The following is a 3,866-nucleotide window of genomic DNA, read 5'->3' on the forward strand; positions in this document are numbered from 1 at the left end:
TTCGACCAGAGCCGCAACCGCAACGCAGGTCATGGCCGGGAAGTTTTTCCCCATGACTTCGCGGTAAACGCCTCCCACCTCTTTCAGCCTGGCAACATACTCGTTGCGGTCCACCACATACCAGGTCATGCGCACCATGTGCTCTGGCCCCGCGCCGCCGGCCTTGAGAACGGCTGCAATGTTCTGCAGGGTCTGGCGCGTCTGGGCGACGAAGTCATCGCTTTCGAACTGCTGCTGGGCATTCCAGCCGATCTGGCCGCCCACAAACAGCAGCGTGCCCCGCGCGAGGACGCCGTTGGCATAGCCTTTGGGCTCGGCCCAGTCGGGCGGTTGAATTTTGGTGGTCATGATTTTTCCGAAGGTGGCTGGAGGTAAGGGAGCAGGGCGTTGCGCAGGTTTTCAGGGATGCGCACGGGTTTGCCGTGCGGCAGTTCTGAATAGACCACCACGCCATGGGCGCGGAGTTTGAGGGCTCCGGCGCCGCTGGTTTCTCCGGGTGCTGCCGGGCTGGCGTGAATCTCGTACTGCATGCCCAGGCTGGTATGGCCAATCCGCGTCAGCTCCAGCGTCATTGTGAGTTGATCGCCATGGCGGCACATGCCCAGAAACCCGGCTTTCATGTCCACGAGGGGCACGCCTGTGCCGCCTGCAATCAGCTCATGTTCCGGAAACCCGATGTGGGCCAGAAAATCTTCCTGCACTTCATGCAGCAGGACAAAAAACTGCGGGTAAAAAACAATGCCGGCCGGATCGCAGTGCTGAAACCGGACCTGTTTTTGCGTGGTGAATTTCATGGCTGCCGCAACTTGAAGCGTTGCAGTTTGCCGGTTTCCGTGCGCGGCAGTTTGGCCAAAAACTCAATCTGGCGCGGGTATTTGAACGGGGCCAGCGTTGCCTTGACATGGTCTTGCAGGGCTTTCACCATGTCGCTGTTGCCGGTCTGATCGGGTTTGAGCACCACAAAGGCCTTGACGACCATGCCGCGCTCCGCGTCTGGCAAGCCGACGACGCCGCATTCGGCCACGGCCGGGTGCTTGAGCAGGGCGTCTTCCACCTCGGGCCCGGCCACGTTGTAGCCGGCCGTGATGATCATGTCGTCGTCGCGTGCCTGGTAGAAGAAATAGCCGTCGGCATCCTGCATGAAGGCGTCGCCCGGGTAGTTCCAGCCGCCCTTGACATAGTGGCCTTGACGCGCATCGTCCAGGTACTTGCACCCGGTCGGCCCCTTCACCGCCAGCTTGCCAATGCTGCCGCGGGGGACTTCGACGCCGTCGTCGTCGACAACCTTGGCGGTGTAGCCGGGCACGACCTTGCCAATCGCGCCGCGCCGGATGTCGCTGCCGGCCGACGAAATGAAAATATGAAACATCTCGGTGGCGCCAATGCCGTCCAGCATTTCAAGGCCGGTGGCTTCTTTCCACAACTGCCGCGTGGCATCCGGCAGGCTTTCGCCGGCGCTGACGCACAGCCTGAGGCTGGGCACGCCGTGCTGCCTGGCGAATGCCGCCATCTGGCGATAAAACGTGGGGGCGGTGTAGCAAATCGTGGCACCCACCTGCCGGATCAGCTTGACCATCGCCTCGGGTGTGTAGGCAATCGAGGGGTAGTAGACCGAGGCACCCGCCCACATCGGGAACACCAGCATGCCGCCCAGGCCAAAGGTGAAGGCCAGCGGCGGCGAGCCCATCACGATGTCGTCCGCGCTGGCCTTGAGCACATGGCGCGGCCAGGCCTCGCAGGCGGCCAACACGTCACGGTGCGTGTGTACCGCCGCCTTGGGCTTGCCGGTGGTGCCCGAGGTAAAGGCCATCATCGCCATGTCGTCGGCCGAGACGGGGCAAGGCTTGAAGTTGCCGTCCTTTTGCGCGGCGAGCACCGCCAGCGAACCGGGCTCGTTCATGAGGTTGAAGGGCACGATGGCCCCAAGCGAACGGGTCTGGGCTTTTGCCGCCTGCAGTTCTTCCAGCAGCGTGGCATCGCACAGTGCCAGCGCCGGCTGCGCTTTGTCAATGATCTCGACCAGTTCCTTGGCGCGCAGCAAGGGCATGGTCGCCACGGCCACGAGCCCGGCCTGCACCACGCCCAGCCAGGCCAGCGCCATGCCGATGGAGTTGCCGCCGCGCAGCAGCACCCGGTTGCCCGGCACGAGTTTGAAGTCCTCGATCAGCACCTGGGCAATGCGGTTGACGCGATCCAGCGCGTCGGCGTAGCTCAGCGTCATCCGGTCCGATCGCAGCATGGTCCGGTCGCCGTGGCCGCCCTGAAGGGCCTGGGTGAACAGCGTGTCGACCAGATTCGCCTGGTCGGGAATCCGCATCTCGGGCAGCGGGTAGAGCAACTCCGGCATCAGCGCTGGCGCAGGCAGCCGGTCGTGCACAAAACGGTCAGTTTGCGCGGAAGTGGTGCTTGAGGTCGACCTCGTCATGATTGCAGTACCCCCTTGCCGATGATCAGTAGCTGGACTTCGGTGGCGCCTTCGTAAATGCGCAACGAGCGGATGTCGCGGTACAGGCTTTCGACCTTGGTGCCGACCTTTACGCCGAGCCCGCCGTGCATCTGCAGCGCCATATCGATCACGCGCTGGGCGTTTTCGGTCGCCGTCATCTTGGCCATGGCCGCCTCCGCGGTGACGCGTGCGCTGCTGCCGGTGCGTTCGTTCTCGTCGCGCAGCCAGGCGGCGCGGTAGGTCAGCAGGGCAGCGGCGTCGACCAGGGCCGCCATCTCGCCGAGCTTGGCCTGGGTCAGCTGAAAATCCGCCAGCGTCTGGCCAAACATCTTGCGCGATTTGGCAAACTGCACGGCCTCGGCCAGTGCGCGCCGCGCCATGCCCAGTGCGGCTCCGGCGACCGAGGCGCGAAAGATGTCCAGCGTCTGCATCGCCAGCTTGAAGCCGCCGTGCAGGGCGCCCAGCTGCGTGCCGCCCGCCAGCTGGCAGTTGGCAAATTGCAGCGTGGCCAGCGGGTGCGGGGCCATCACGGCGATATGCTCGCTGCTGTCCAGACCCGGTGAGTCGGCATCGACGATGAAGGCGGTGATGCCGCGCGTGCCCGCGGCCGGGTCGGTCTTGGCAAAGGTGACGTAAAAATCCGCGATGCCGCCATTGCTGATCCAGGTCTTGCAGCCATTGAGGGCCCAGCCGTCTTCATGGCGCGTGGCCGTGGTGCTCATGGCGCCGGCATCGGAGCCGGCGTCGGGTTCACTCAGCGCAAAGGCCGCTATCTTTTCACCGCTGGCCACCAGCGGCAGGTAGGCCGCCTGCTGCGCCGGTGTGCCGGCCAGCGTGATGGCGCCGCTGCCCAGCCCCTGCATGGCAAAGGCAAAGTCGGCCAGCGGCGAATGAAAGGCCAAAGCCTCGCGCAGGATCACCAGCGCCCGCGAGTCGAGCTTTTCGAGCGTGCCGCCCAGGGCCCCGCCTTCGCCAGCGGGTACGCAGTAACGCAGCCAGCCGCTGTCGCCCAGCCGCTTGACCCACTCCCTGCAGGCGCGCCGGTCATCGCGCTCGTCGATCTGCTGCCCGGGAATCCAGTCGGCCAGGCGCTGGCCGAGATCGCGGTGAACCGCGTCAAAAAACGGCAGGGCAAGGTGTGCTGTCGTCGATTTCATGCGCTCAGTCCCCCCTGAACACCGGTTTTTGCTTCGCCGCAAACGCCTCGTAAGCGCGCGTGAAGTCCTGCGTCTGCATGCAGATGGCTTGCGCCTGCGCTTCGGCTTCTATGGCCTGGTCCAGCGTCATGGCCCATTCCTGGTGCAGCATGGTTTTGGTCATGCCGTGCGCAAAGGTCGGGCCGCTGGCGAGTTCCTGCGCCAGTGTCTGCGCCGCGCCCAGCAGCGCTTGCGGCTCGTGCAGGGCGTTGAAAAAGCCCCAC

4 protein-coding genes and 1 pseudogene are annotated in these 3,866 nt (G+C 64.8%); all 5 read right to left on the minus strand.

All coding sequences use genetic code 11. The features are described from left to right. The coding region (locus tag RMO23_RS00035) for a RidA family protein (protein WP_309677864.1) at positions 1–348 on the minus strand (348 nt) is incomplete at its 3' end. Beyond that, a complete protein-coding gene (locus RMO23_RS00040) occupies positions 345–794 on the minus strand; it encodes a thioesterase family protein (RefSeq protein ID WP_309677866.1) in 450 nt (149 codons plus the stop codon). The genes RMO23_RS00035 and RMO23_RS00040, both read right to left, overlap by 4 nt. Further along, a complete protein-coding gene (locus RMO23_RS00045; RefSeq protein WP_309677868.1) occupies positions 791–2,425 on the minus strand; it encodes an AMP-binding protein in 1,635 nt (544 codons plus the stop codon). Before RMO23_RS00045 ends, RMO23_RS00040 begins: the two co-directional genes overlap by 4 nt. Then, positions 2,422–3,603, minus strand: a complete 1,182-nt coding sequence (locus tag RMO23_RS00050) for an acyl-CoA dehydrogenase family protein (RefSeq protein WP_309677870.1) — start codon at positions 3,601–3,603, stop codon at positions 2,422–2,424. The genes RMO23_RS00045 and RMO23_RS00050 overlap by 4 nt, the downstream gene beginning before the upstream one ends. A 4-nt stretch (positions 3,604–3,607) precedes the next feature. Beyond that, a pseudogene (locus tag RMO23_RS00055) lies at positions 3,608–3,866 on the minus strand (enoyl-CoA hydratase); the annotation flags it as partial.

The sequence above is a fragment of the Polaromonas sp. genome, from assembly GCF_031411155.1.
GTDB lineage: Bacteria > Pseudomonadota > Gammaproteobacteria > Burkholderiales > Burkholderiaceae_C > Polaromonas.